Source organism: Lactobacillus sp. wkB10, from assembly GCF_000760615.1.
GTDB lineage: Bacteria > Bacillota > Bacilli > Lactobacillales > Lactobacillaceae > Lactobacillus > Lactobacillus huangpiensis.
Genome location: NZ_JRJB01000012.1, coordinates 38,936 through 64,981, shown reverse-complemented (window position 1 = coordinate 64,981; position 26,046 = coordinate 38,936). Strand labels below are relative to the sequence as shown.

Here is a 26,046-nt window from a genome sequence, read left to right as displayed (position 1 = left end):
CTTTCTATTTCAGTTATTTTGTCTGAAAGAATAGTCAGACAATTAAAAATATCCAAGCTTTCTGTTGCCATTTGAATAAACTTATTGTTGAATTCACTAGTTACTTTGATTTTTCTTTCCATAGTTTTTCTCCTATTTGATTGTGGTGTACTGATCAATTAGCCAATCCTTTACTTTCTCAATAGTAGTAGAGGACAAATTTGGTTGGCTTTTTATAATTCGACTGATAGTCCATCGACTAACACCAACTTGTTTAGCTAACTCTTTAATACTTAAATTTTCTTCTCCACGTTTACGTTTAAGTGCCAAAATCTGTTTTTCTGTTAATTTCATGGTTACCTCCTTAGCAACAAATTTGTTTACAATAGAATCATAAATCATCATCACATTCTTGTCAACAAAAATGTGGCTATTAACAAAAATGTTGCTACAAAATGCAAATAAATGTAAAATGGCCTCAAAGGAGATAGTCATGAACAGCAAAATTCGTATAAAGGAATTACGTCAGCTAAATAAAGTCAGCCAAGGTGACTTAGCAAAAGCAACTGGGCTTACACGACAAGCTATTAGCAATTATGAAAACAAAGGGAGAATTCCAAATAAAGAAATATTGGAAAAACTAGCAAATTTTTTCAATGTATCGGTACCGTACGTACTGGGAGCATATAGCAAAAAAGAAATTCTAGAAGTCTTAAAAAATAGTTATATCTCTGAATCTAAGAAAACTTCTTTAAGTTATAGTGAGAAAATCTTTGAAATTTCATTCAACGTGGATTTGATATGCATAGCGAAGGGCTTAATACCATATGATGAGCCAAAATTTAGTCTGCTATCTGAAAAGGAAATCAATAATATAGATTTTTGGAAGGAAAACTTTTCGTTTATCTTTAAAAGTGTTGCGGTTAAATGGTTGGTCACTAAGCCTTTGGATGCTACTAAAGAAGATATAGTAGATGCTCTTAACGATGCTTTGTCCGCTGAACTGCTCAAACTAGAGAAAGATGGTAGAACTCAAAAAGATGGCAAAGAGCGGGTAGAATCTCCTAAAGAGCTTTTGAAAAAAAGACAAGATTTTATCAATGAACATATTTTTGTAGATGAAGATGGGGAGGCATTTCTAGATTTTTAGTAAAACTAATAATTAGTTTCCCCATGTAATACTGCTTAAATCCAAATTAACATGTTAAGTATTTAAGATTAGTTCACTTGCACGCCTTCTAATGTTTAGAAGGGAATTAATTAAACATGGATAATGAAATTAAAGAGTACACCACACCCAGTGGTCAATGTAGATACGGATTTAATATTTATGTAGGTAAAAATGATACGACCGGTCATACGATTCAAATAAAAAAGCAAGGCTTTAAGAGCAGGGATGCAGCAGAAAAGTCTTACTATGAATACAAAATAAAAGTCCTTAATGGTGAATATGAACCACTTACTAAAAGGCGCTACACCATGAAGGACTTGTTTAAATTATGGTCTAAGACCTATGAAACTACGGTTAAGGAAAGTACGTATGCTACCGCACTTAGAATTTTCGATAACCATATTCTTAAGGACTTAGGTAATATTTATATAGATAAGCTTACCATTTTCCAGTGTCAAAGTGCTGTAAATAAATGGTTTGAAGTGTCTCATAAAACTTACAAGCGATATATACGTTATGCATCCCGCATGCTAGACTATGCTATTGATCTTGAATTAATTGGTAAGAACCCAATGAAAAAAGTTGTCAGACCTAAGTATATTGAGCAACCAAAAGAATTTGATAATTTTTATTCTAAGGAAGAATTAAAACAATTTCTATGCTGTGCTAAGAAAAGAAATTTTATGTATTATGTATTCTTTAGATTATTAGCCTATTCAGGGATGCGTAAAGGCGAGGCATTGGCTTTAAAATGGGATAGGATAGATTTTATGCATAGTAAAATAAAAGTTGATAAATCGGTAAGCAAGGGCATTAATAATAGACTTTATATCTCTACACCAAAAACACGTGGTAGTGTAAGAACCATTCAAATGGACAAGCAGACTATGTGTATGTTGAAAGAGTGGAGAACACGCCAACAAAAAGAAATGCTGAAACTGGGGTATAATTTTATTAGTACAAATAACTTGGTTTTTCCGACTTGGCAAAATAAGCCTAATCAACCAACACAGCCTACACAATGGAATAATAGCATCTGTGAGCATGGCCATCTTAGACATATTACAGTTCATGGATTTAGGCATACTCATGCATCCCTGCTATTTGATTCTGGTGCATCAATGAAAGATGTACAAAAAAGGCTTGGGCATTCATCCATGAAAACCACAATGGATATTTACACTCATGTAACCAAACAAAGCGAACAGGAAACCGTGACAGAATTTGAAAGGTATATGGAAGGCTGAAATCGACTTCATATCAGACTTCATATTCCGAGCAACCTGTTTAAAATACTGATATAAAAGGCATAACGGGTCTAATAGTTCGAGCCCGGATATCCCAATTTTTATAATTTTTCCTATTTTGATGATAAGACATGTATTCCATCTTCTAAAATAAGAACCTACTTGGCTTAACCTTAGAATTATACAAATAATACTACTTTTATAACTTGTAAATATTTTATAGCGTATTAGATATTAATAAGTTTAGTTAAAGTATTTTGACTTGAATTTCTAGTCACAGGAAAACTTTTTCTTTAGTTTTCATCAATTCTATGAGTAGTTTAGGCATCTTTTCCATCTTTATTCGATGATTTTTTATAATGATTAGAAATATATTTTTTATAAAATTTAAAATCAAACAGATAGACGATTAATATAAAGGCTATACTAAAAACTATCCTTGGTGATAAGAATGTTTTTGGACTTAGTTGCCATACGTCATTTGTAGTGAAAGTAAATATACAACCTACTATAAACATAATAATTAATGTGGATATTACTGCAATATTGAGTAAGATCGGTAGTCTGTAGTCTTTATTTATAGTTCTATCTATACCAACAAATAATAGGGTTATTATTCCATATAAAATAATGCCTAATAATGATGTTCCTATTAATAAATTACCTAATCCTTGAGGAGTTTTAGAAGAAATTTTTAAATTTGATGATATAGAATTAATTGTGTTGATGCCTCCAAAAATTGCAAATGTTATAGCGGTGAATATACCAAGTATAGCTATAAAATCAGTATAAATACTGTTTTTAAGTTCATTAGTTATAGTTTCAGCCTCTCTTTTTATATCTTTATTTTCAAGTTTGTTATTCAGATCTTCGTATTTGGTATCAAACTCATTAAATAATTTTATGAAATATTCTTTATCTTTAATTTTTTTGTACATAGATATAAGTTTATAATAAAAGTTTTGATTAATCATTCTAATTTTATATAAATTACTAACTGTCTGGGATATATTATTTGAGATATCATTTTCGTAATTATTATATTTAGTATTAAACTCCGAAAATATAATCATATCCCAATTACTAAAAGGATCTGGATTTTTTTTATAGTATGATAAAATTTTCTCATCAAGTATCCATAATCCTGTAGGATTGTCTAATTCTTCAATTAAGGATCTAACACTTATTACTATATTTGTACTATTTATTACTTTCTCATTTTGACTCATCAAAACAGGTTCGTTTTGCTCAGCATGATCGAACTCGTCAACATAATAACAATTGTTTTTATGCTGCTTTATTGTACTACAAGAAGAATGAGGTGTAACATTAATATAATCTAATAGTTTTTTGCTTAGTTCTTTATACTTATTTCTTACAGTTTTATTTGTTTCTTCTAAATTTTTTTCTAATTCATTCATAGCCGTTTACTCCTATTTTAAAGTTAACGTATTCAAAACATAATATTTATCAATAAAAATTTATAATCTAAAAATATGTTTATTAATCTACTTTTTTGGGTAAATAAAGATTTTGAAAAGTGTCTTAATAAAAGACCTCTTAAAATTAAAGAATATTTTGGAAATTAATTTGTGTAACTCAACTTGATAAATTATTATCATCATGTATTATTATACTGGTAAATAAGTAAAATCATAGTACTTTTCATTGAATGTTAAGCTAATTATACGTTATAAATGTTTTGATAAAGAAAATACTAAAGTTCTACTAATTTTTTGAGTTAATTAGTAGAAAAATGAATATTAAGTTATAATCCAATTTTATTAAATTAAAAATGTGGTGTATATATTGGTTAAAAACTTTGCATAAAAAATTAATATCATTTTTTTAAGGCTTGAGCTCGGAATTCTTTGCGGGGTCAGGCCTTTTAGTCTTTCTCTAATTCTTTCATCGTTATAGTGGATATAGTGGCAAATGCATTACACTATTGCTTTAATCAGTTCTTGCAGATAATGATATTTATATTCTTGACAATAAAACTTTTCCCGTTTTAATTAAGCCAAAGAAGTTCTTTACTAAGCCATCAACCATTGAATTTCCTTTGTGCATCATGCTTTGAGTAATACCATGTAATATCAAAGCTCGCTGATAAATTGAACTTTGGTATTGCAAGACTTGATCTGTATGTGGATATCACAAACATTTAAAGCCTTATGCTTAGCAAAAGCTTTATCCAACATTGACATACTGCAGTTCCATATTAGGATGTCGTGAAATTAAGTAGGAAACGATATTGCCAGCACAGCCATCCAGAATGGTTGACAAATAAAGCTCTTCTCCTTTAAAACGAAGTTCAGTAGCATCGATCTATCATTTCATATTTGGTCTCAAGGAAAAGAAGCCGCGTTTAATTAAATTAGCTGTAATCTTGCCCACTGTACGGCAGCAACTAGAATATTTACGACGATTTCTTTTATTAGCTTCTAAACCTAGCTTGTTCATAATCCTTCTGCCCACTTTAATACTAGCTTGACAGCCTTCTTAAATTAGCTGCAAGGCATTCCGTTGATAGTCATAACATTTTTGACGATAAGCATAGATTTCTTTAATTCTGGCAGTTAACTTGGGCTGCTTATCCTGTTAACAGGTTGAAATGTAGTGTAATAGTAGTTGTTTCAGGCAATTAAAGGTAAGTCTTAGTTCCGTAATTGGCCTGAAACTATTTCTTAAGTGGTTTTTGTCGCAAGATCTTAATTTTTTTAATATTCTCGTAGTCAATTACTTAACATGCCACAGCTTCTCAAGGCCAATTCTAATGATACCTGAATAATAGATTTAGTGTGAAAGAGCGCCTCCTTAATTGCCTTTCCTTGAATTCTTGGTTTGATGAGGACGATTTAAAATAGCTGGACCATATTAATTAGTTTAATTGCATAATCTAAAGCTGTGCAGTTTAGATTTTCTCTTCAAGCAATAGTTAATCCCGGAATTCCGGTAAAGTTTAATTTTTTTCTGTTTAGATAACTTAGTCATAAAAACTCCAAAAGTTGTGCAATTTTTGGAGCTCGATACACATTAAGTAAATTCAAAACTGTCTAATTAAATCATTGTTATAAGGAAGAACTAAGATTAATTTGTTTTAGTTATACCTTATTTAAGAAGTTTTAAAGTTTATTCTTGAATCTAAATGATTCTAATTTCAAAAGTTTTCAAAATTGGTTAAAATAATGTTATATTTAACTGTGCATTATAAAAATTATTATTAAAATATCAGTTAGATTAATTTTTGCTAAACTATGGTTTATCATATATTTATTATACGACTCATATGTACTTTATTTATTAATTTTCTCTAACTTAACTTTGTCAAATGATTCAACTTTGGTTTTAAAATTTGCGAATAGATATTCTTTTGCTTTACGTTTGATATTTGCAGAATAATTCAGTGAGTATGTATAAGATTGTGACCGTTCTTTGTAAAATTGATATATATCATTTTGGATATCATAAGTGGTTATCCAGTTAAATTCACTCTTAGAAATAATATTATTAGCCAAATATTGATGATCTTTATTTTTAACGAATGACATATAAAGATTTTTACCTTGTTTGAAGTATGGTGGATCATAGAATATAAAAGTTTCATTAGGGTCATAATCTGCTAACTTTTCAGTAATAAACTCATTAGCATCTAAGTTATTAAGATAAATAGATTCCTTTCGTTTATTAATTTCTCTTGCCTTATGAACGAGGACATTTTTTTTAAAGCGACAATCTAATTTATATTTTCCTTGCTGGTTAATACCACCAATTGGCCCCCCAGTGATAATTCCACTAACATTTGTCCTATTCAAAAACAATGTTGAATAGGCATTATCAATAGATAAAGGATCATCTTTAACATTTGAATGAATGTTTCTTTGATGATGCCACTCTTTAATTGATATCTCAGCGGTATTTATTTTATAAATTAATTCATCAACATTATATAAGATATTGAACCAAAGAGAATATATTGAAGGATCCAAATCATTTAGAACCACATTTTTAACAGAACCGTCAAATAAGAGATTTAATGCAAGTCCAAATCCCCCAGCAAAAGGTTCTATATAAGTTCCATTAATTTTGTTAATATCTAATAAATGTTTTACGAATTTGGTTAACTGAGACTTTCCTCCCGGATATCTAAGCAAGGATTTAGTTAATGGCATAATGTTCACCTCTAAAGTATATAACAACAGAATATTGTAATTTGGCCAGAACTAATTAAATCATGTCACTTTTTATGATTTCACTTGCTTTTATTACCTTTTTGGAAAAGTCATTTATAAAAGCAAATAACTCATCTTTATTATTTTGTTGACTGTAGTAATCTGTAAGTATATCCGTAGTATTTACAAACTTTATAATTTCTTTTTGAGTTTTACCCAATTCTTTAGATCCTTCGTGTTTTTGACCTTTTAAAAATTTCTTAAAAAAGTCAGTATCTATTTGAGTACAGTTTGTTTTGAATAGGTTTTGTACTTGATCTGAAGTATATGATCTTAAATTTCTCCAGAAATCGTTATAGGTGAGAGGGTTATTTGCATATTCTTTTATTATATTGAATAAAAATAATTCTGGGGGGAGAAACCCGGGTAAAGAAACTTCATTAAATTGCTTTTTATCTTTTTTATCTAAACCATTTAAATAATCTAAATCTAAGTTATTCCCTTTGTATGCTTTAGAAATATCAAGTTCACAATTAAGGTGACCATCACCGTCTAATAAAATAACTGCTTTTTTAAAAATTTCATTATCTAAAGATGGAAGTCTCCTTAACTGATCCTTACCTAAATACATTGGTATAAGTTCATATTTGGGAAGAACTGTCTGATTATTTTGAGCTGCTGTTATATTATTAAAAGCCATTATTAAAGCTTCCAATGTATTTGCTGTAAAATCGTCTTCAGTATATATTTTAACTTTAGGATAATGGAAGCAAACTTTATCATAAAGATTTGCTCTCAATGACGCATAATCGTCAAAATTAGCAGGGGCGGGAATGTTCCTATCTTTAAAATATACAAGGCGATAATCTTTAGGGTGCTTTTTTTGTAATTTTAATATTTGTTTTAAAACTGTTAAGGAATGAGAAGTTAGAATTATTTGTAAATTTAATTTATTTTTATCGCTCAATATTTTTAGAAGGGTAAATAATTTTATTACAGCACTTGCATGTAGTGAAGCATCTATTTCATCAATACATAAAATTCCACCAATATAATTTTTGCCGTTTTGAAGTTTCAGATTATAAAAGTCTATGAGACTAGAAATTATAGCGCTAAGGTTGTCTTCACCTACAGATATAGTTTCATTCGTTGTATTATTAAGATGCATTTTAAGATAAGATTTTTTTGTAACCCCTTTTGTTACGAATACCATTCCATTATTTTCGGAATCTATTGATCCTGGAAGAACGGCATTATAGAATTTAAAATACATTTTATTAAGTTTATTTTTAATTATTTTTGAATTTCTGTTTATTCTGCTATACTTATTTTTTAATGTTGCACCGTGTTCGCCTATCGGATAAAGTCTAGATAAACTTAAATATATTGTAGGTATTGGTACGCGTTGATCTTTTCCAATATCTAGCTTTTCTTTTAGTTCCCTACCAGCTTCTTCTACTTTAACTTTACTGCCTCTTGGTACGCCAGTACGAGGAATTGGTCTGATACCACGTCCAGATTCCGTATCATCTTTAAATCCTATTCTTTTAGTGAATGTTTGACCTTTATAATCAAAATCAACTAACATCCTATAGTTTTTAAAATCTTCTTTCGGTGATATTTTAAAAAACTCATTAAATTCAGGATGAAAATTTGTGCCATTTAATCGTTTTTCTTTTGTCCCAGTTGTTGAAGCAATTAGAGATAGTAGGCTTGATTTTCCAACTCCATTAACACCAGATATAACGGTTATTCTAGAACCAAGTTTGAAATCACAATCATATTTATTTTCTGATTTTTTAAATTTTCTAAAATAATCAATACAAAATTTATTTATAAATCCCATGTCTTTTCCCCTTTATTACAAATCTTCATCAAAAATGATTACCTAACTTTACTGATATTTTAATACCTATTTGTTTAAAAAGTGGTGCATGTCTCTGATTAAAGGACACAAATAATATGTCTTTTAATCATTATCTAAGAAGCATAACTCAGATGTTAATCTTAACACTTGAACTATTTAAATATTAGTTAAGAAACATTAAAAAAGAAAAATATTTATCAAACTTAGTAGAAATAAAATAATTTATATCATTATCATTTATATAGGGTTATCACCAATGACATACATAATGATATTTTGATTACTCATATAATTACCTCATTATTTAAAATAATGAAACTAAAAATTTGAATAAAAATAAATTTTAAATGCAGTTATCGTTAAAAAACCATATTAAGCTAATTTTTTACATAGAGAATTATTAAAGCTCATTTTACATAATATTTATATATTAAGTTATTGAATCAAAAAAACACTTTTTATAAAAAGCATATTTTTAGATTTTGGTTAATCGAATATTATTTTATTAATATTAAATTTGCTTTTTCTTTGTTCGAAAATAGGATTCTATCATCTATCCAAAATTAATTTTATCACATTTTTTTCAACTTAAAAGTATACATATTATTAATTAATACATAACTATCCTAATATATCTATAAAATGTAAGCAAATATTACTTCATTTTTGTTCATTCAAATTTAAAATATTTATTAATATTAAAAATTATTCATTTTATAGCTATATTATCTTATATAAATAGTTGAATTGCTTTAACCGATTAATAAGGTCGTTAGAAAATAAGTTTTGTAGTTGCTAATCAAAAAAGTATTTATTTATACTGATTCCATTCACTAACATTTAAAAAGTAACTACTAAGCTATTAAATGGAATAAATCTACTACTTCCAATTTTTTTAGAGAGAAAGTGTCCTGAATGGAGTTATGATCCTTCAAATAACACATTAAAAGTGGGTGCCGGTAAAATTAAGGATGCAGACAATGGTGCGGGCGCATTTGCAGACCCAGATATTTTAAAAAACGTAAAGAAGATTCAATTTGACCAACATTTAAAACTAGTAGGAGACTTTGGCTATTGGTTTCGATTTGTAAAGGATGAGCGTTTAATAAATCTCACAGAGATTAGTGGTCTGAGTAACATTGATACTTCAGAAGTAACTAGTATGAAAGGGATGTTTTATGCCAGTAAAATTAAGTCTCTGGATTTATCAAGCTGGGACACTTCTGCAGTTACTGATATGAGTTACATGTTTAATGGCTGTGCAAATCTTACTAAAATTGATGGAGTCAAAAATCTTAATACCAGTTCTGTAACGTCAATGAAAAATATGTTTCATGGTGATTATAGTTTAACTGAACTTGATTTAAGTCATTTCAATACTGAAAAAGTGACAGACATGGGAGATATGCTTAGTTATTTGATCAGCCTCAACTACTTGGATTTGAGTTCGTTTGATACTACCCAAAATCCCAATATAAAAAATATGCTGGCAAATGATTTGACTCTACCAGTGGGGACTATAGTGAACGGTAAGGTTGTATACCAATACGCACCAGGTATAACTACTTTAGTTTTAGGATCAAAAACAAAATTAAGTACCGATGTGGCTTTGGGGCAACCAAATCCTGAAAAAACACCGAATAAAGAGAGCTTTATCAACAAATGGCGATTAATCAATAATAATAACGAACCTCAACTAACTACTGCTGAATTAATTCAAAAAAGTCAAGATGGATCTCTCAAGCCGGGCACTTATACTTGGAAAAAACTAGTAACACCACCAGATGATGCCGACAATAATTATCTTGCTCCTAATCCCGTTCTGGTTGAGCCGACAAATCCAGTGGAAAATAATGATGAAAATAAGGACAAAGACGAAAACAATAATAACGGTTCAAGCACTGAAAAAACTGTAGTGTTGATGCACAATGCTTATCTTTATGACAATACTGGTAATCGTGCAAACCAAATTATTTTAAAAATTGGTTCGAAACTAATGACCTGTGGTAAAACGACTATCAGCGGACGCAATTTTTACGTTCTAAATGATAAGGACAATAGCAACATAAAATATACATTGCTGCCGGTAATGTTGATCCTTTAGTCCGTAAATTAAAACATAGTGCCTATATTTATAATCAGTATGGTGATCGCAAGAATAAGAAAGTTTTGAAAAAAGGATCAACTGTAAAAACATATGGTGATCCCGTCAAAATTAAGAATAAAAAATATTACATTGTAGATAAAAATAGATTTGTTAAGAAAGCAAACTTTTAAGATAATCAAAAAGCATAATTCACTTCTAAGAATTATGCTTTTTCTGTGTTCGTTAAATTACATTTTAATTGATTTTGAAAATTTCATTGTCAATTGTGACATTATCTTTAGAAAAGAAGGTTAATTGGTCATTCTTTTTGTCTAAAGCAATGACCATTACTGTTGGATCATAGCCCTCTTTTTTGATAGCTTCAAAATCAACTTGAACTAGAGGATCACCTTTTTTGACTTCTTGTCCCTCTTTAGTAAGAACTTTGAAGTGCTTTCCTTTAAGGTTAACAGTATTTATGCCAATGTGAATTAGATATTCATTACCAAGAGGGGTGGTAATTCCAATGGCATGACCTGTTTTATATGCAACTGTGATCTTTCCATTTACTGGTGAAACTATCAAATCACTGATTGGAATAATTCCAACTCCTGAACCCAAAGATTCAGAAGAAAAGACTTCATCATTCACTTGATCTAGAGCAACGACTTTACCATCAACAGGTGCACTGACAACTTCTTCAGAATTATCAATATTGTTACTAGTTATTGTATTTCCTGTGCTATTTTCTAAATTGCTTTTGGTCACAGGCTGATCGATTTTGACAAATAGGTAAGTAAAAACAAAAGCTAATACAAAGCCTAAAACCCCAGTTATAATCGCATTAACGAAATTGCCCGGCTTACCAATAAAGTTTACGATAGTGAAAATACCAGGAGAGCCAAAAGAATAGCGAACAACTTTGGTAATTCCAGCATAAAAACCGGCAATTCCACCCGCCGCCATGACAGCATATAGAGCACGCTTGTATTTTAAGGTGACACCATAAAGTGCAGGTTCGGTAATACCAGAAAGGGCAGTAATTCCTGCAGACGTTGCAATTTGTCTGTTTCTAGGAGTTTTGTCTTTTACCGCAATTGCAAAAGAACAGCCAGCTTGAGCTATATTTGAAGCAAGCATACCGGGTCCTTGCACGTTTTCACTTCTTGCTGCACTGGCAAATCCCAGAGAGGCTAGAGGTGTCAGAGCCACATGCATACCTACCATAACCAGAAGTGGGGTGAAGGTGCCCATAAGAGTTGGCACTAGCCAAGGTACATATTTGTTAAGTGAGTTAACTAAAAGTGCTAATAAATCACCTAACCAAGATCCTATAGGTCCAATTAGAATTAAAGCAAGTGGCGCCATAATTAAGAATATAAGTAATGGCTTTAGCATGGTTTTGATAACATTTGGTGAAACTTTTTCTGCAAATTTTTCAACGTATGACTGAATCCAAATGCAGAGAATTATTGGAATTACAGTGCTGCTATATGAAGCCAAAGTAACAGGAATGCCGAAAAGTGCAACAGGCTTGCCTGCAGCTACCATAGCCGCCCAGTTTGGATGCAATAAAACACCAGCAATTGCAATGGACAAGAACTTATTGGTTTTAAAATATTCAGCAGCACTTACTGCCAGCATCACAGGTAAAAAGTAAAATACTGCATCGGCCATAAAACTCAAAATGGCGTAGCTTTGAGATTTTAGTGAGATTAAATTAAAAGTAGTTAAGATAGAAATAATAACTTTAAACATACCACCAGCTATTAAAGCAGTGATGATTGGAGCCATTATTCCCACTAGAACATTAATTAATCGCCTAAACCAGCCGACTTTATTTTTTTCGATTTTGTTAGACTCATCATTTTCACTTGAAATATGGTAATCTTTTTGAATTTGCCTAAAATATTCACCAACTTTTGCACCAATTATAACTTGTGACTCTTCTCCAGACTGGACCGCGCCTAAAATTTCTGGTTGTTCTCTTAAAAACTGATAGTTGAATTTCGTTTTATCTTTTAGATTAAAGCGAATGCGGGTGGCACAATGATACATACTTGAAATATTATTTGCCCCTCCAATATTTTCAACTATTAAATCAGTCACTTCTTTATTGCTTCTCATATACATTCTCCTTTAATACATCATTACTCTGTGAATATGAATAATAAGATAAGCTAATTCTTCCTTTGAAATTCTTTTGGTATATATCACTTCTAAAGTTTGCTTCAGTTTAAAAGCAATTTTACTTGCTTCGGGATATAAATCAGACACCTTTTCGAGTAAAGTAGGGTCATCCGCAAACATTTGATCATTTATATATCTTTCTGCAAAAAACTTTATGTGTGTCACAAAGCGATCGTAATTTATTCCCTCATACTTTAACTTTCCGTGACTAATAACTCGTAAAGTTTGTAAAATGTTATCAATCATTCTGGAAATTTCTAAGACATTACTGCTTTCATCTTTGCTTGATGCATTTATAATATGAAAAGCTATGTTTGCCGCTTCTTCTTGTGGCATCTTGATGCCTAAATTTTTTTCAATAATATTTAGTGAGAATATACCTATTTTAAACTCATCTTTAAAATAGGTTTTCATTTCTAAGTATATTCTATTTCCCAGAGTTAAATTTTGCTCTAATCTTTGAGTGGCAAAATATAAGTGATCTGAAAGTGAATAGAAAATACTTGCATCCAGCTTCTCATTTAAAAACTTCTCCGCAAATTCAACAATTTCTTCTGTTGTTTTAATAATATTTGCAGGTATTTTTTTCAAAGATTGAATTAGCTCATTTTGCTTACTATTGTCTACTGAAGTATAAATACGGCTTATTTTTTCATCGGGTATAACTTGATTGATTTTTGCATGATATCCTATTCCTTTCCCAAAAGCAATATACTCTGTACCATCTTGTTCAATAACAACAACATTAACGTTAAGTATTTTCTTTATCTTATTCATTTTTGTTTGCCACTAAAAAAGCAGACAAAAACAACAATAATAACTAAGATTTAAAACTAAATTTTAGTCATCAATGTAGTCTTGCCTGCATTACCAGTTACATACGCTATCATTAACAAGATAAATATAGCAGAAGTTTTTCAATTATGCAAGCGCTTTTATAAATTGTAAATTTTTAAAAACTAAGTTGCAAAAAGTAGGTCAATAAACTCTTTTTTTCGCCACTTGCTTTTGACTAGTTGCTTGATTTACCAATAGCAAAAACTTGCTTGCCGAGTACTTTGTTTAAAAACATCTGCATTTAGCAATTACGTTCATACTACATTCACTTATTTTTTAAACCACTTAGCTGAAAAAATCGACCTCTTACTCACATCTGATAGTCATTTGTTTTTAATTTTGCTATAATTACAAACTAAATAACTAAAGCTAAAGATGGGGTAAAAATATGAACAAAAAAGAGGTAAATGTCACACTAAAATGGGTTTTGAGCAATCTTAATCCCTGGATGATACTTTGTTTATTTATCTTTGGCGTTACCAGTTCTTTTGAAGGAGTACTAAATGGTTATATTTTAGGTTATATTCCCAGACTTAACGTCAAAGATGGTCACAGTTTGATCGTATTTGGCATAGCCGCAGTTTTATCATATTTAACCGTTTATGTTTCTCTTTTCTTATTTAGCCTGTTAATGCAAAAAGCAATTCAGACTTTAAATGAAAAGATAAAAGGCATTTATTTTAGGGCAAATTTTGCCAGTTCATTTAACAATCCTAACTTGGATTCATCTGAAGTTTTGAACAACATGACTAGTATTTCCAAACAGATAGAAGAAAAGTATTTTGAACCGCTTCTATTTCTTTTTCAAAGTTTGATGACAGTGATATCTTCTACAGTTGTAGTATTAATGACTAATCCGGTTTTAGGTCTGATTTATTTGGCTCTTTCCTTCATGTCGCTTCTTCCCAGTTATTTAGGAAAAGAAAAGATGAAAATTAAGACAGACATGTGGAGTCATTCTAATTCCAATTTTTTAGCGATTACGCGTGACTTATTTGCAGGGCGTTTTGAAATTACGAATTTTGGCGTTAAAAAACTATTTATGCAGAGATTTGATCATTCTTTGTACGATGAGGAACAAAGATATTACCAATTGAATGCTTTCCAATATGTTCTGCAATTTATTTCCTGGTTATTTGCCATATTAATAACTTTAACTCCGATTTTCATAGGTCTTTGGATGGCCAAAAACAACATTTTAGGGGTCACAGTAAGTACGATTCTTACCTTGACTCTTACTGCGGATCACGTGGTTGGTGGCTTTCGGCAACTGACTAATTTTGAAACTCAAATTCAAAGTACAGAAGGAATTAGAAAGATTTCTTGGACTGAAACAAAAACGGATCAAGAAATTGCCCAGCCAGTCGCTGGCAATAAACTGGTTGTTGAAAACCTGTCGGTTAAACGTGGTGACCGAGAAATTTTTAAAAACCTGTCTTTAAGCCTAAATGAAAACGAAAAAATGATTATTACTGGACCCTCGGGTGTTGGCAAATCGACTTTGCTAAATGCAATAGCAGGATACATTCCAATTGAAATGGGTGATGTGAAATTTGGCGGACACAAATTGAAATATTCAGATTTTGTGTTTATTTCACAGAATATCTGGTTATTTGCAGGAACGATTCGGGAAAATCTTTCTCTTTTGCAAAATTTCACAGACGAAGAATTAGTTGCTTCTTTGAAAAAGGTAGGTTTATACAAAGAGCTAGGCAGCAAGGCACTGGATTTTGAAATTAAGGAACAAGGCAAAAACCTTTCCGGTGGACAAGCGCAGAGACTGGCTGTTGCCAGAGGACTGCTGCGTCATAAGAAGATCTTTTTACTAGATGAAATTACCTCTAGCCTGGATCATCAAAATGCTGATGAAGTACACCGCTTAATTTACCAACTGCCTTCAATTGTTATTGAAGTGGCTCACAATTTTAACGAAAAAATAGCGCAAGAAAACAACGTCAAGATCTTTAACTTAGCACAAAATACAAAATAAAAATAACCCGCAAAATGCTTCATTTAAACACTTTACGGGTTTTCAATTTATATTATTGCTACTTTTTACATCCCAGCCTTAATCATTTTTTTCTCAGCCATAGTCTTGCGTAAAGAGAGCATAGCAGTATAGGTAGACAAAATGTAAACCTTTTTCGTTGGTAAGTTAGCAATATTGGCAATTACTTCCTCATTGTCGGTGCAGGTAACCATTTTACCCGGGTCAAAACCGGCAACTTCCAGACGAAAGCCCATGTCGTGCCAGCGTTCTCCACCTACCAGAATTCTTTTAATTTGCTTATGGTTGAGGTCTTCAAACTGACCATCCCAAATCCAGGAAGTGTCGATTCCGTCAGCGTGGTTGGCATTAAGCAAGGCTACTAATGAATAATCATCTTTTTCAGTGTTAAGCATGTGCAGCACTTCATCTAGACCAACCGGATTTTTAACTAAGATAAGGTCAATCTCTTTTCCTTCATATTTAATTAATTCTTGTCTGCCAAAAATCCGCTTGTTTTTTGCAAAAGCCTGAGCAATTTCTTCTTCGCTCAGGTCAAAATAGCGTGCCACAGAATAGGCAGCTAGAGCATTATAAATATTGTAAGTTCCGCCAATGTTAATGCTGTAGTCTTTTTTGCCCATTTGAAATTTGAGTTTATTTGGTGACTGCTCAATAATTTTGTTAACAGAATATGTTAATTCGGGTCTTTGATAGTTGCAGTTAGGACAGAAAAAATCTCCCAAGTTGGCATAAATTCGTTCATGATAATGTAAGATATGATCACACTTAGGGCATAAGATGCCATCGGTATTGACAGGAGCCTTGCCGTCATTTTGCGGCTCATCACTAAGCAGTTTAAAGCCATAAAAAATTTTAGGATTAGGTAAGTCGACTGAAGAAAAGATACTGGCATCACCATTGGCAATAATAGTCGCCTCAGGTGCCAGTTTGATTCCTTCAACAATTTTATCGTATGTAGTGTAGATTTCACCATAGCGATCCATTTGGTCGCGAAAAATATTGGTTAAAACAAAAACGCTGGGATGAAGCAGTTCCGTCACCATTTTGACATTTGCTTCGTCAACTTCTAACACTGCAATTGGTCTTGAAGATTTTTTCTTTTTGTGTGCTAAAAAGGCCGTCACAATTCCTTGTTGCATGTTGGAACCCGATGGATTGGTCAAAACGTCGCCATATTTTTCTCTTAGTGCAGCCACGATCAAAGCTGTAGTCATGGTCTTGCCATTTGTACCGGTAACAACTACAGTTTCATATCCTTCAGCTAGTGTTTTTAAAATTTCAGGATCCAGGTCCATTGCCAACTTGCCGGGAAAACTGGTACCGCCTTTTAAAACATTATGTAAAAACCAGTAACTTGATTTACCCGCGCTTTTTGCTATTACAGACTTAAAACTCATATTCTTCCCTCGCTTTAAAATCACTATCAACTATAGCATAGCCACAAATTGAAAACGAGTTTTTAACCATTTAACTACACATATTTTATTTTTACATTATACTAGATTAGTTAGGTGAATTTAAATGAAACAAAGGAGCAAAAATGGCACAATTATTTTTTGAGTATGGCACGATGAGCAGTGGCAAAACTTTAGAGATACTAAAGGATGCTCATAACTATGAAGCTCAAGGTCGTAAAATCGCTTTGTTAACCAGTAAGATCGATGATCGTAGCGGAGTTGGAACTGTGGCCTCAAGAATTGGACTTCACAGAAAGGCAGTTCCGATTGACCATGATTTTGATATTTTTGCTTATATAAAAAAGTTGAATGAGCAGGAAAAAGCACGTGGAGATGGTGCGATTGCCTGCGTGTTTGTTGATGAAGCTCAGTTTTTGGAACGTCATCATGTCGTAGAATGCGCACAAATAGTGGACGATTTGGGTATTCCGGTAATGACATTTGGCTTAAAAAACGACTTCCAAAATAATTTATTTGAAGGAACCAAGAATTTATTAATTTTTGCTGATAAAATAAAAGAGATCAAAACGATTTGCCACTACTGCGGTAGAAAGGCTACAATGAATCAGCGGATACACAATGGTAAACCGGTTTATGAAGGCGAACAGGTTCAAATTGGCGGGGATGAAAGTTATTACCCGGTTTGTCGGTTTCATTATTTTCACCCGGAGCAAGAAAGATAGGAAGGGATTAGAACAACATGGATAAGATTATGGCACAGCTTGAAAGTCTTGTTGCTCATTATGATGAATTACAAGAAATGATGGCTGACCCAGAAGTTATCAATGATACTAAAAGGTACATGGAGGTTTCTAAAGAAGAGGCAGATTTGCGAGATGTAGTTGAAAAATATCGTAAATACAAGGCTGATAAAAAAGAAATCTCCGATAATAAGGATATTATTGCTAATGAAAATGATTCTGATTTGGTAGAAATGGCTAAAGAAGAAAATGAAGATTTAGAGCAGGATATTGACAAACTGGAAGATGAAATCAAGATTTTAATGCTGCCAAAGGATCCTAATGATGACAAAGATATCATTATGGAAATCAGGGGAGCAGCTGGTGGGGATGAAGCTTCCTTATTTGCCGGTGATTTGCTCAGAATGTATGAAAAATATGCAGAAAGACAAAACTGGCAGGTTTCTATTGTCGACAGTGAACCAACCGAAGTTGGCGGTTACAAACGGGTTGCCATTATGATTACTGGCAATAAGGTTTATTCAAAACTTAAATATGAAAACGGAGCGCACCGCGTACAACGTGTTCCTGTAACTGAATCTCAAGGTCGTGTTCATACTTCAACGGCAACTGTTGCCGTAATGCCCGAATATGAGCAGGTTGACCTTGATTTAGATCCCAAAGATATTAGAGTTGATGTCTACCGTTCTAGTGGTGCCGGCGGTCAGCATATTAACAAAACATCGAGTGCTGTGCGTATGACGCACTTGCCGACAGGAATCGTTGTCGCAATGCAGGATCAACGTAGTCAGCAGCAAAACCGGGAAAAAGCGATGCAGATTTTAAAATCTCGTGTCTATGATTATTATGAAAGTCAAAATCGGGATCAATATGATGCTAAACGCAAAAATGCTGTCGGGACCGGTGATAGATCAGAGCGCATCAGAACTTATAACTACCCGCAAAACCGTGTGACTGATCATCGTATCGGCTTGACGCTTAATAAACTTGACAGGGTAATGAATGGTGAACTTGACGAAATAATTGATGCTTTGATTTTGTATAACCAAACTAAGCAATTAGAGGAGCTGGCTGAACAAAATGTCTAAGATTGACACTTTAAAGAGTCTGAGAATCTGGGCTGCGGAAACGGCACCAGAAGAAAGGCCGGAAGACATCGCTTTTTTGTTGGCTGAAAGATTGCAGCTGAGTCCAAGTGAGTTCCAGTTAAAACAAGATATGGAACTAACGCCGCAGCAGGTTAAACAGGCACAAAATGATGTGCGCAAGCTGGCTAAAGGAATATCACCTCAGTATATTTTGGGTTATTCCTGGTTTTTTGGCTACAAGATTTTAGTAAAACGCGGCGTCTTAATACCCCGCTTTGAAACAGAAGAATTGGTTGAATGGACTCTGCAGGATCTAGATAATGGTGACAAGGTGCTTGATTTAGGTACTGGTTCTGGATGCATTACTGTAGCCCTAGCTAAAGAAGCTGCCAAAAAGCAAATTACGAATCTTGATTTATACGCTTCTGATGTCACCGATGCTGCCTTAAGAACAAGTGAAGAAAACTTTTTGATTCATAAAGTGGATGTAACAGTCCGCAAAGCCAATATCTTAATCGGACTGGAAAAATTCGATAAAATAATTTCTAATCCACCCTATATTAAGGAAACAGAAAAAGACGTGATGGACCAAAATGTTCTGCAAAATGAACCAAAAGAAGCGCTTTTTGGTGGTAAAAACGGCATTGAATTTTATCAGAAATTTGTTAAACAGGTGCGCGATCACTTAAATAGTGGCGGAGAATTTTTCCTGGAGTTTGGCTTTAGCGAAAAAGACCAGCTGGCTGAATTATTTGCTCAAGAATTGCCTGATTTTAACATTGAATTTAAAAAAGATTTAGCCGGGAAACCGCGTATGGTTAAGGGAAAGTGGAATAAATGATGGAAACAAAAATTTTTTCACAGGATCAAATAGATGATGCAGTAAAGTTGCTTGCTGAAGGGGAGTTAGTTGCTTTTCCCACTGAAACCGTTTATGGCTTAGGTGCGATTGCTACAAATGAGCAAGCCGTTAAAAATGTATACGCAGCTAAAGGTCGTCCCAGTGACAATCCCTTAATTGTGACAGTCTCTGATGCTCAAATGATGTCTAAATATGCCAAAGAAGTTACGGAACGTGCTCAAAAATTAATTAAAAAATTTTGGCCTGGTCCGCTAACTCTCTTGCTATATGTTAAACCTGACAGTTTGCCTAAAGCTGTCACCGGTGGTCTTGACACCGTGGCTTTTCGTTGCCCTCATGATGCTCTGACTCATGAATTGATCAGTAAATTGGGTTATCCAATTGTCGGGCCTTCTGCAAACACATCAACTAAGCCCAGCCCAACTACTGCCCAGCATGTTTATCATGACTTAAAAGGTAAAATTGCAGGGATTATTGATGGCGGACCTACAGAAGTGGGGTTGGAATCAACAATTATTGACCTCTCTGTTCCAACTCCAGTCGTTTTACGTCCGGGTGCAATAACACCGGAAGAGTTGAGCAATGCCTTGGGAGAAAAAGTTTTAATTAACAGCGGCAAGGTTTCTGATAAGGATGTTCCAAAAGCTCCGGGAATGAAATATCGCCATTATGCTCCTAGTGCTCCTGTAGTCGTTGTAGATGATCCGCAGGATTTTGCAAATATTGAATTGACGAGTGCAACAGGCGTAATGGCTTTAAACGATGTGCTTAACAAAATCAACTTACCGGCAGTTAATAAATTTAATCTAGGCAAAAATTTAGCTGATGCCGATCATAACTTGTTCGGGGGTTTGCGTTACTTCGATGATAAGCCCGAAATTAAACAAATTTTTGTGCAGGGATTTAACGGCAGCGAAGATACCTTAGCCTACATGAATCGGCTTAATAAGGCTGCTGCAGGTCATCATTATATGGCAAAATAAAAATTTACTAGCAAAGGACTTTAAACCCTTTGTTTTTTTTATTAAAATACTCGTAAACGTAATTATGTTTATAGGAGGAAAAAGATGGGCAAATTTACGGTTTTGAATCATCCGTTAATTCAACACAAGTTAACAATTATTAGGCGTAAGGAGACAAGTTCCAACGAATTTCGGCGGATAGTCGGTGAAATCGGGGGACTGATGACTTATGAAATTACCAGAGATTTGCCGCTAAAAGATGTTGAAATTGAAACACCAATTGGCAAGACCACACAAAAAGAAATTGCCGGCAAAAAATTGACTATTGTGCCAATTTTACGTGCCGGTATTGGTATGCTTAATGGTGTTATGGAAATGATTCCTTCGGCTAAAGTTGGAGTAATTGGCATGTATCGGGATGAAGAAACACTTACGCCACATGAATATTTCTGTAAAATGCCAAAAGATGTTGCCGAACGCGAATGTTTGGTAGTTGATCCAATGCTTGCTACTGGTGGTTCTGCTAATATGGCGATTGGTGCGCTTAAAAAGCGTGGCGTCAAAGATATCAAACTGGCTGTACTGGTAGCTGCTCCTGAAGGTGTAAAGGCTATTCAAAAAGAAAATCCGGACGTTGATATCTATGCTGCCGCAGAAGACGAAAAATTGCTGCCAAATGGCTATATTACGCCAGGTTTGGGAGATGCAGGCGACAGATTATTTGGTACTAAATAACTGTTTTTAGGTAAATTAATTGCAAAATACGCTTACATTTTTCACAAAATTATTGAATGGTGTTAATATTGTATGAGTGTTCGATAATTTGGGCACGAGAAGGGAGGTCACGAAGAATTGGAGCAATCATTTGTTTTTAAATTTCTGGGTTTGACATTTGATCTTTCTGGGATCATCGGCTCAACTTTAATGGCAGCTGTAGTATTGTTTGTCTGCATTTGGTTATCACGAAAAGTTGAGATGAAACCGAATAAAAAGCAAAATATCATGGAATATTTGATAGACTTCACTGATGGTATTGTTAAAGACAATGTCAGTGATGTTGATGCGCGAAAGCACCTTTCGCTTTATGCTTTTGTTCTGTTCATCTACATTTGGTTCATGAACCAGTTGGGCCTCTTCCTAGAGGTTAAAGCGGGGGACAATATTTTTGTTAAATCTCCCACAGCAGATCCGGTGACGACAATGTCGTTTGCAATGATGACCTTGCTTCTTTCATTTACATTCGGAATGCAAAAATTCGGTACTGGTGGCTACTGGCGTAATTATGCTGAACCTGTTAGTTTCCTGTTTCCCATTAATATGATTGAAGAGGTCACTAACTTCTTGACATTATCTTTGCGTTTATATGGTAATATCTACGCAGGTGAAGTGTTATTAACTTTAATAGGTAATAGCTTTGCTCCTAGCTTTGGTGTTATCACTTTGGTTTTAGCAGCACCGTTAGCTATGATCTGGCAAGGATTCTCTGTCTTCATTGGCTCTATCCAGGCATATGTTTTCGTAACTTTATCCATGGTCTATGTCGGAAAAAAGGTTACAAAAGAATAATTTTTTGGAGGTTTAAACATGTCACAAGCTTTTAAATATATCTCAGCAGCTATCGTAGCTGGTATCGCTGCTTTAGCAGCTTCCTGGGGTAACGGTAAAGTTATTACTAAGACAGTTGAGAGCATGGCTCGTCAACCAGAAAGCGCTGGTAACTTAAGATCAACAATGTTCATTGGTGTTGGTCTGATTGAAGCCGTTCCTATTTTGGCGATTGTTGTTGCTTTCCTGATTCTCTTCGTTTAATTTTATTTAAAATAATTTAGGTAAAAGAGAGAAGGGCAGTAAATGACATTTCAAATTTTATTTGCAGCCTCAGCAGGTCACATTTACCTTGGAAATACTCTTTGGTATTTAATTGTTTTCGCAATTTTGCTTATTTTGGTTAAACATTATGCCTGGGGACCTGTTTCCGACATGATGGAAAAAAGACGACAAAAGGTAATTAGTGATCTTGATTCAGCTGCAGACAATCGCAAAAAGGCCGAGGTTTTGGCTAATGAGCGTGAAGCTGCCTTGAAGAACTCAAGACAAGAAGCAACGCAAATTCTGACTGACGCAAAGGCAAGTGCTGAGAAAACCAGTACGCAAATTGTGGCAGAAGCAAATGATAATGCGGCTTCTATTCATGAAAAAGCAAAAGCTGATGCTGCTCAGGCAAAGGCTGATGCCTTAGATGAAGCTCGTGCACAAGTTGCAGATATTTCTGTAACGATTGCGGAAAAAGTGATTTCTAAGAATTTATCTGCTGATGACCAAAAAGATTTGGTTGATCAATTTATTAAGGGGCTGAATAAATAATGGCCTTAAGTAAAGCAGAAATTGCTGCACGCTATGGTACTGCACTATTTGATTATGCAGAAGATATGGATGCCTTGGCTTCAGTTCATGCAGATTTGCAGGAACTGGCACAAGCCATCTCAGAATATCCGCAAATTTTGAAAGTTTTTAGCGATCCAATTTTTAACAGTGCTGAAAAAGCAAAGTCGCTTTCTGCGATTGAGCAGGGTCTGACTAAAGAAGTTCAGAATTTTTTGAATTTATTGTTAGACTATGATCATTTTTTGGAATTGCCTGATATTATAAATTGTTTCAATGATTTATATAATAAAAGTCAAAAAATTGAAACCGGCGTTGCTGTTTCAGCAGTGCCACTGGATCAGGAGCAATTACAAAAATTAGGTGCTGGTTACGCCCAAAAATATAATTTGCAAAAAGTCATTCTCACTAATGTGGTTGACCAAAATATTATTGGCGGTGTAATTTTAAAAGTTGGCGATTGCGTAATCGATGGGTCAGTCAAAAACAAACTGAAAAAGATTCGTGCGCAGTTAGTTAATAAAAATTAAAAGAGGTGAAACCATTGAGCATAAAAGCAGAAGAGATTAGCTCTTTAATCAAGCAGCAGCTTGAACACTATGATGACAAACTCGACATTAATGAAGTCGGCGTTGTTACTTACATAGGTGATGGTATCGCCCGGGCTCACGGATTGAACAATGTTTTGGCCAACGAGCTATTGGAATTTGACAATGGTTCTTATGGTATTGCACAAAACCTTGAATCAAATGATGTTGGTATCATTATTTTGGGCAATTTTGATGATATTCGTGAAGGTGACCAAGTCAAAAGAACCGGTGAAATTATGCGTGTGCCGGTTGGAGATGCACTAATTGGTCGCGTTGTAAACCCATTAGGTCAGCCAGTTGATGGACTTGGCGAAATTAAAACGTCAAAGACTCGTCCAATCGAGTCTTCGGCACCGGGTGTTATGGAACGCCAGTCAGTTAATCAGCCGCTGCAAACAGGTATCAAAGCCATTGATGCTTTGGTGCCAATCGGTCGAGGTCAACGTGAGTTAATTATTGGTGACCGTAAGACTGGTAAAACAAGTTTGGCAATTGATACAATTTTGAGTCAAAAAGGACAAGATGTTATTTGTATTTATGTCTTTATTGGTCAAAAGGAATCAACTGTCAGATCACAAGTAGAAACGTTAAAGCGCTTTGGCGCAATGGATTATACAATTGTAGTTGAAGCTGGTCCAAGTGAACCGGCACCAATGCTGTATATAGCACCATATGCCGGAACGGCTATGGGCGAAGAATTCATGTACAATGGCAAGGATGTTTTGGTAGTCTTCGATGACCTGTCAAAACAAGCCGTTGCTTACCGTGAACTTTCTTTGCTTCTCCGTCGTCCGCCTGGTCGTGAAGCTTATCCTGGTGATGTCTTCTATCTGCACTCTCGTTTACTAGAACGTAGTGCAAAATTGAGTGATAAACTTGGTGGCGGCTCAATGACTGCTATTCCGTTTATTCAAACTGAAGCAGGAGATATTTCGGCATATATTCCAACTAACGTAATTTCAATTACTGACGGACAAATTTTCCTGCAAAGTGATTTGTTCTTTGCTGGTACTCGTCCAGCTATTGATGCTGGTAACTCAGTTTCTCGTGTTGGTGGTAGTGCTCAAATTAAGGCTATGAAGAAAGTTGCTGGTACGCTTCGTACGGACTTGGCAGCTTACCATGAACTTGAAAGCTTTGCTCAATTTGGCAGCGATTTGGATCAGGCAACTCAAGCCAAACTGAATCGTGGACGAAGAGTCGTTGAAGTTTTGAAACAGCCTTTACATACGCCAATTGCGGTTGAAAAGCAAGTTGTCATTCTTTACGCTTTAACTCATGGCTATCTTGATTCTGTTCCAGTTGATGATATTGCCAAGTTTGAAAAAGAGTTATACGACAACTTCGATACTAATCACGCAGATTTACTAGAACATATTCGTAAGACTGGTGACCTGCCAGATGAAAAGAAATTGCAGGAAGCAATTTCTAAATTTGCGGATAGTTTTTCACCAAGTAATAAATAGGAGGTAGTTATATGCCTGCATCTTTACTTGCGTTGAAGAAAAAAATAGCTTCAGTTAAGCAAACTGGTAAAATTACCGAAGCCATGAGAATGGTTTCGGCATCGAAATTAAACCAAACAGAAAAACGGGATAAAGGTTACACGATTTATAATGATCATGTGCGACAAACTTTATCACGTTTGATGAGTGCCGAGGTAGTCAATCACTTGCGTAAAGAGCATGTAGCAATTGACGAAGACAGCATTGGCAAAATTGATTATGAAAACGTCTTTGGTTTAGGGATCGTTTCTGATATGGTTCAGGCACGTAAAAAGATCAATTCTACCGGTTATTTGGTTATTACCGGTGACCGTGGTCTAGTCGGATCATATAACAGTGCCGTCATTAAAAACATGATGGGTCTGTTTGAGGATTCAAAAGTTGAACATAAAGATGTTAAAGTCTTAGCCGTTGGTTCGGTTGGTGCAGATTTTTTCAAGAAAAACAATCTCAATGTTGTGTATGAAAATGACAGCATTAGTGATGTACCAACTTTCGATGAGGTTTTGCCTATTGTTTCAACTGCGATCAAAATGTATTTGAACGGAGTTTATGATGAGCTGTATGTTTGTTACACTCACCACATTAACTCATTATCATCTGCATTTCGGGTTGAAAAAATGTTGCCGATCGTTGACATTGATATTGGTGTCAAAGAAGCTGAAGCTCATAAAGACTTAGAATACGATATCGAACCTGATGTTAATGCCGTTTTAACGACACTAATTCCTCAATATGCCCGTTCTACAATTTACGGAGCTATTCTGGATGCAAAAACTGCAGAACATGCCAGTTCAATGACTGCAATGCAGAGTGCTACGGACAACGTTGATGATTTGGTTTCGAGTTTAACTACTAAATTAAACCGTGCAAGACAAGCAGAAATCACTACTGAAATTACTGAAATTGTCAGTGGTGCTAATGCTTTGAAATAATTAA

At 34.0% G+C, this 26,046-nt stretch carries 23 protein-coding genes and 1 pseudogene; 16 read left to right on the top strand and 8 right to left on the bottom strand.

Annotated features, from left to right (window positions below; all coding sequences use genetic code 11):
• Window positions 1-132 precede the first annotated feature (132 nt).
• On the bottom strand, window positions 133-333 hold the full coding sequence (locus tag LACWKB10_RS08580; protein WP_034981236.1) for a helix-turn-helix transcriptional regulator: 201 nt from the start codon (window positions 331-333) through the stop codon (window positions 133-135).
• Window positions 334-472: 139 nt separating this feature from the next.
• Here LACWKB10_RS08580 and LACWKB10_RS09925 point away from each other — a divergent pair, with 139 nt between their 5' ends.
• Together LACWKB10_RS09925 and LACWKB10_RS08570 are read left to right on the top strand one after the other, a co-directional pair.
• Window positions 473-1,129, top strand: coding sequence for a helix-turn-helix domain-containing protein (locus LACWKB10_RS09925; RefSeq protein ID WP_052060371.1), 657 nt, complete (start codon window positions 473-475; stop codon window positions 1,127-1,129).
• 116 nt (window positions 1,130-1,245) lie between these two features.
• Window positions 1,246-2,397 carry a site-specific integrase gene (locus LACWKB10_RS08570; protein WP_034981231.1) on the top strand — a complete coding sequence of 384 codons (1,152 nt, stop codon included), beginning with the start codon at window positions 1,246-1,248 and terminating at the stop codon, window positions 2,395-2,397.
• Between the two features lie 320 nt (window positions 2,398-2,717).
• Here the strand turns inward: LACWKB10_RS08570 and LACWKB10_RS08565 are convergent, their stop codons facing one another.
• The 4 genes and pseudogenes from LACWKB10_RS08565 to LACWKB10_RS08550 form a co-directional block, all read right to left on the bottom strand.
• Complete coding sequence (locus tag LACWKB10_RS08565) at window positions 2,718-3,818, bottom strand: hypothetical protein (protein ID WP_034981228.1); 1,101 nt, start codon at window positions 3,816-3,818, stop codon at window positions 2,718-2,720.
• 419 nt (window positions 3,819-4,237) lie between these two features.
• Window positions 4,238-4,983: pseudogene (locus LACWKB10_RS10315) on the bottom strand (IS3 family transposase); the annotation flags it as partial.
• 710 nt (window positions 4,984-5,693) lie between these two features.
• Window positions 5,694-6,569: a DNA adenine methylase gene (locus tag LACWKB10_RS08555; protein WP_034981225.1), complete on the bottom strand. Its 876-nt coding sequence runs from the start codon at window positions 6,567-6,569 to the stop codon at window positions 5,694-5,696.
• 55 nt (window positions 6,570-6,624) lie between these two features.
• A complete protein-coding gene (locus LACWKB10_RS08550; RefSeq protein ID WP_052060370.1) occupies window positions 6,625-8,415 on the bottom strand; it encodes an AAA family ATPase in 1,791 nt (596 codons plus the stop codon).
• Between the two features lie 970 nt (window positions 8,416-9,385).
• Here LACWKB10_RS08550 and LACWKB10_RS09920 point away from each other — a divergent pair.
• Both LACWKB10_RS09920 and LACWKB10_RS10410 read left to right on the top strand, forming a co-directional pair.
• Entirely contained in the window at window positions 9,386-10,540 is a 1,155-nt protein-coding gene (locus tag LACWKB10_RS09920; protein ID WP_052060369.1) for a BspA family leucine-rich repeat surface protein, read from the top strand.
• A complete protein-coding gene (locus LACWKB10_RS10410) occupies window positions 10,507-10,713 on the top strand; it encodes an SLAP domain-containing protein (protein ID WP_081945377.1) in 207 nt (68 codons plus the stop codon). Before LACWKB10_RS09920 ends, LACWKB10_RS10410 begins: the two co-directional genes overlap by 34 nt.
• 64 nt (window positions 10,714-10,777) lie before the next feature.
• Here LACWKB10_RS10410 and LACWKB10_RS08540 read toward each other — a convergent pair whose 3' ends face one another.
• Both LACWKB10_RS08540 and LACWKB10_RS08535 read right to left on the bottom strand, forming a co-directional pair.
• Entirely contained in the window at window positions 10,778-12,649 is a 1,872-nt protein-coding gene (locus LACWKB10_RS08540; RefSeq protein ID WP_034981222.1) for a beta-glucoside-specific PTS transporter subunit IIABC, read from the bottom strand.
• A gap of 12 nt (window positions 12,650-12,661) precedes the next feature.
• A complete protein-coding gene (locus tag LACWKB10_RS08535) occupies window positions 12,662-13,489 on the bottom strand; it encodes a PRD domain-containing protein (RefSeq protein ID WP_034981220.1) in 828 nt (275 codons plus the stop codon).
• 448 nt (window positions 13,490-13,937) lie between these two features.
• Between LACWKB10_RS08535 and LACWKB10_RS08530 the strand changes: the two genes are divergently transcribed.
• Window positions 13,938-15,539 carry an ABC transporter ATP-binding protein gene (locus tag LACWKB10_RS08530; protein WP_034981218.1) on the top strand — a complete coding sequence of 534 codons (1,602 nt, stop codon included), beginning with the start codon at window positions 13,938-13,940 and terminating at the stop codon, window positions 15,537-15,539.
• Between the two features lie 65 nt (window positions 15,540-15,604).
• On the opposite strand, the gene LACWKB10_RS08525 is transcribed toward LACWKB10_RS08530, so the two are convergent.
• Entirely contained in the window at window positions 15,605-16,957 is a 1,353-nt protein-coding gene (locus LACWKB10_RS08525) for a Mur ligase family protein (protein ID WP_034981216.1), read from the bottom strand.
• 143 nt (window positions 16,958-17,100) lie between these two features.
• On the opposite strand from LACWKB10_RS08525, the gene LACWKB10_RS08520 reads away from it, so the two are divergent.
• The 11 genes from LACWKB10_RS08520 (at window position 17,101) to LACWKB10_RS08470 (ending at window position 26,042) form a co-directional block, all read left to right on the top strand.
• Window positions 17,101-17,700, top strand: coding sequence for a thymidine kinase (locus LACWKB10_RS08520; RefSeq protein WP_034981214.1), 600 nt, complete (start codon window positions 17,101-17,103; stop codon window positions 17,698-17,700).
• A 17-nt stretch (window positions 17,701-17,717) separates the two neighbouring features.
• On the top strand, window positions 17,718-18,806 hold the full coding sequence (gene prfA, locus LACWKB10_RS08515) for a peptide chain release factor 1 (RefSeq protein WP_034981210.1): 1,089 nt from the start codon (window positions 17,718-17,720) through the stop codon (window positions 18,804-18,806).
• Window positions 18,799-19,647 (top strand): peptide chain release factor N(5)-glutamine methyltransferase, encoded by an 849-nt coding sequence (prmC, locus tag LACWKB10_RS08510; protein ID WP_034981207.1) that lies wholly within the window; start codon window positions 18,799-18,801, stop codon window positions 19,645-19,647. Before prfA ends, prmC begins: the two co-directional genes overlap by 8 nt.
• Window positions 19,647-20,651, top strand: a complete 1,005-nt coding sequence (locus LACWKB10_RS08505; protein ID WP_034981239.1) for an L-threonylcarbamoyladenylate synthase — start codon at window positions 19,647-19,649, stop codon at window positions 20,649-20,651. Before prmC ends, LACWKB10_RS08505 begins: the two co-directional genes overlap by 1 nt.
• A gap of 84 nt (window positions 20,652-20,735) precedes the next feature.
• On the top strand, window positions 20,736-21,365 hold the full coding sequence (gene upp, locus LACWKB10_RS08500) for a uracil phosphoribosyltransferase (protein WP_034981204.1): 630 nt from the start codon (window positions 20,736-20,738) through the stop codon (window positions 21,363-21,365).
• Window positions 21,366-21,482: 117 nt separating this feature from the next.
• On the top strand, window positions 21,483-22,196 hold the full coding sequence (gene atpB, locus LACWKB10_RS08495; protein ID WP_034981202.1) for a F0F1 ATP synthase subunit A: 714 nt from the start codon (window positions 21,483-21,485) through the stop codon (window positions 22,194-22,196).
• A gap of 18 nt (window positions 22,197-22,214) precedes the next feature.
• Entirely contained in the window at window positions 22,215-22,439 is a 225-nt protein-coding gene (atpE, locus tag LACWKB10_RS08490; RefSeq protein WP_034981200.1) for a F0F1 ATP synthase subunit C, read from the top strand.
• Between the two features lie 42 nt (window positions 22,440-22,481).
• The gene (gene atpF / locus LACWKB10_RS08485) at window positions 22,482-22,994 is read left to right on the top strand and encodes a F0F1 ATP synthase subunit B (RefSeq protein WP_034981197.1); all 513 of its coding nucleotides are present in this window, start codon (window positions 22,482-22,484) and stop codon (window positions 22,992-22,994) included.
• Window positions 22,994-23,542: an ATP synthase F1 subunit delta gene (gene atpH / locus LACWKB10_RS08480; protein WP_034981195.1), complete on the top strand. Its 549-nt coding sequence runs from the start codon at window positions 22,994-22,996 to the stop codon at window positions 23,540-23,542. The genes atpF and atpH overlap by 1 nt, the downstream gene beginning before the upstream one ends.
• Before the next feature lie 14 nt (window positions 23,543-23,556).
• Window positions 23,557-25,068, top strand: a complete 1,512-nt coding sequence (gene atpA / locus LACWKB10_RS08475) for a F0F1 ATP synthase subunit alpha (protein WP_034981193.1) — start codon at window positions 23,557-23,559, stop codon at window positions 25,066-25,068.
• A gap of 11 nt (window positions 25,069-25,079) precedes the next feature.
• Entirely contained in the window at window positions 25,080-26,042 is a 963-nt protein-coding gene (locus LACWKB10_RS08470; RefSeq protein WP_034981191.1) for a F0F1 ATP synthase subunit gamma, read from the top strand.
• The last annotated feature ends 4 nt before the right edge of the window (window positions 26,043-26,046 follow it).

What these genes read in the sequence shown, in the direction of transcription:
- LACWKB10_RS08565 (WP_034981228.1), bottom strand. Translation starts at nt 3,818, where the DNA reads ATGAATGAATTAGAAAAAAATTTAGAAGAAACAAATAAAACTGTAAGA.
- LACWKB10_RS08530 (WP_034981218.1), top strand. Translation starts at nt 13,938, where the DNA reads ATGAACAAAAAAGAGGTAAATGTCACACTAAAATGGGTTTTGAGCAAT.
- LACWKB10_RS08550 (WP_052060370.1), bottom strand. Translation starts at nt 8,415, where the DNA reads ATGGGATTTATAAATAAATTTTGTATTGATTATTTTAGAAAATTTAAA.
- atpH (WP_034981195.1), top strand. Translation starts at nt 22,994, where the DNA reads ATGGCCTTAAGTAAAGCAGAAATTGCTGCACGCTATGGTACTGCACTA.
- prfA (WP_034981210.1), top strand. Translation starts at nt 17,718, where the DNA reads ATGGATAAGATTATGGCACAGCTTGAAAGTCTTGTTGCTCATTATGAT.
- upp (WP_034981204.1), top strand. Translation starts at nt 20,736, where the DNA reads ATGGGCAAATTTACGGTTTTGAATCATCCGTTAATTCAACACAAGTTA.
- LACWKB10_RS08525 (WP_034981216.1), bottom strand. Translation starts at nt 16,957, where the DNA reads ATGAGTTTTAAGTCTGTAATAGCAAAAAGCGCGGGTAAATCAAGTTAC.
- LACWKB10_RS09925 (WP_052060371.1), top strand. Translation starts at nt 473, where the DNA reads ATGAACAGCAAAATTCGTATAAAGGAATTACGTCAGCTAAATAAAGTC.
- LACWKB10_RS08555 (WP_034981225.1), bottom strand. Translation starts at nt 6,569, where the DNA reads ATGCCATTAACTAAATCCTTGCTTAGATATCCGGGAGGAAAGTCTCAG.
- LACWKB10_RS08580 (WP_034981236.1), bottom strand. Translation starts at nt 333, where the DNA reads ATGAAATTAACAGAAAAACAGATTTTGGCACTTAAACGTAAACGTGGA.
- LACWKB10_RS08505 (WP_034981239.1), top strand. Translation starts at nt 19,647, where the DNA reads ATGGAAACAAAAATTTTTTCACAGGATCAAATAGATGATGCAGTAAAG.
- atpE (WP_034981200.1), top strand. Translation starts at nt 22,215, where the DNA reads ATGTCACAAGCTTTTAAATATATCTCAGCAGCTATCGTAGCTGGTATC.
- LACWKB10_RS08470 (WP_034981191.1), top strand. Translation starts at nt 25,080, where the DNA reads ATGCCTGCATCTTTACTTGCGTTGAAGAAAAAAATAGCTTCAGTTAAG.
- LACWKB10_RS08570 (WP_034981231.1), top strand. Translation starts at nt 1,246, where the DNA reads ATGGATAATGAAATTAAAGAGTACACCACACCCAGTGGTCAATGTAGA.
- LACWKB10_RS08540 (WP_034981222.1), bottom strand. Translation starts at nt 12,649, where the DNA reads ATGAGAAGCAATAAAGAAGTGACTGATTTAATAGTTGAAAATATTGGA.
- LACWKB10_RS08520 (WP_034981214.1), top strand. Translation starts at nt 17,101, where the DNA reads ATGGCACAATTATTTTTTGAGTATGGCACGATGAGCAGTGGCAAAACT.
- prmC (WP_034981207.1), top strand. Translation starts at nt 18,799, where the DNA reads ATGTCTAAGATTGACACTTTAAAGAGTCTGAGAATCTGGGCTGCGGAA.
- LACWKB10_RS08535 (WP_034981220.1), bottom strand. Translation starts at nt 13,489, where the DNA reads ATGAATAAGATAAAGAAAATACTTAACGTTAATGTTGTTGTTATTGAA.
- atpF (WP_034981197.1), top strand. Translation starts at nt 22,482, where the DNA reads ATGACATTTCAAATTTTATTTGCAGCCTCAGCAGGTCACATTTACCTT.